Origin of the sequence: Methanobrevibacter oralis (assembly GCF_001639275.1) — an archaeon.
GTDB lineage: Archaea > Methanobacteriota > Methanobacteria > Methanobacteriales > Methanobacteriaceae > Methanocatella > Methanocatella oralis.
The window spans coordinates 1-1,080 of record NZ_LWMU01000006.1 but is presented as its reverse complement, the minus strand read 5'-3'; the positions used below and the strand labels follow the sequence as shown (position 1 = coordinate 1,080).

Here is a 1,080-nt window from a genome sequence, read left to right as displayed (position 1 = left end):
CAAGTCACATTAAAAAATATAAGATTCATAAATGCTAATAATACTCAAACAGATTGGGGTGGTGCCATTGACTGGTTTGGAGATAATGCTAATTTAGAAAATTGTTACTTTGAAAATAACCACGCACGTAAACTTGGTGGTGCTATTTACTTACATGGAACACAAGGCAATATAAAAAACTGCACTTTTAACAATAACCATGCTAAATGGTATGGTGGTGCTGTTTATTGGAATGGTGATAATGGTAAGGTAGTGGATTGTTCTTTTGTTAATAACCATGCAGATGGGTATGGTGGTGCTGTTTATTGGAATGGTGATAATGGTAAGGTAGTGGATTGTTCTTTTGTTAATAACCATGCTAAATGGTATGGTGGTGCTGTTTGTTGGACTGGTGATAATGGTTTTTTAAGTGCTTGTTCTTTTGTTAATAACCATGCAGATGGGTGGGGTGGTGCTGTTTGTTGGACTGGTGCTAATGGTAAGGTAGTGGATTGTTCTTTTGTTAATAACCATGCTAAATGGAGTGGTGCTGTTTGGTGGACTGGTGATAATGGTTTTTTAAGTGCTTGTTCTTTTGTTAATAACCATGCAGATGGGTGTGGTGGTGCTGTTTTTTGGGATGGTGCTAATGGTAAGGTAGTGGATTGTTCTTTTGTTAATAACCATGCTAAAAAATTTAAAGGTAATGTTATTTATTGGTTTAAGTCAGGTGATATATTTGCTTGTACTTTTAGTGTATTTCGTCCTAAAAATACAAACACTGTTACTGTTAATAACTTAATTTACTACGAAAAAAATAATTACAATGTTAATTACTATGAAAATGGTAATAAAATCCTTGATAGCGGAATAAATGAGAATATTACATTTTCTAATTTAAACAGTGGAAAACACACTATTAAAATGATTTATAAAAAAGATGGTAATGATTTGACTAATGATTTAATTATTACTGGTGATTCTTATTTAAATTCTAATAATGTGTATATGTTTTATAATGATGGGACAAAATATAAGGTAAAATTAACAGACTACCAAGGAAAACCTTTAATTTATAAAAATCTTCAAATCACAATCAAA

General features: G+C 31.5%; 1 pseudogene. It reads left to right on the top strand.

The annotated features are described in order from the left end of the window. Positions 1-1,080, top strand: a pseudogene (locus MBORA_RS00055) (hypothetical protein); the annotation flags it as partial.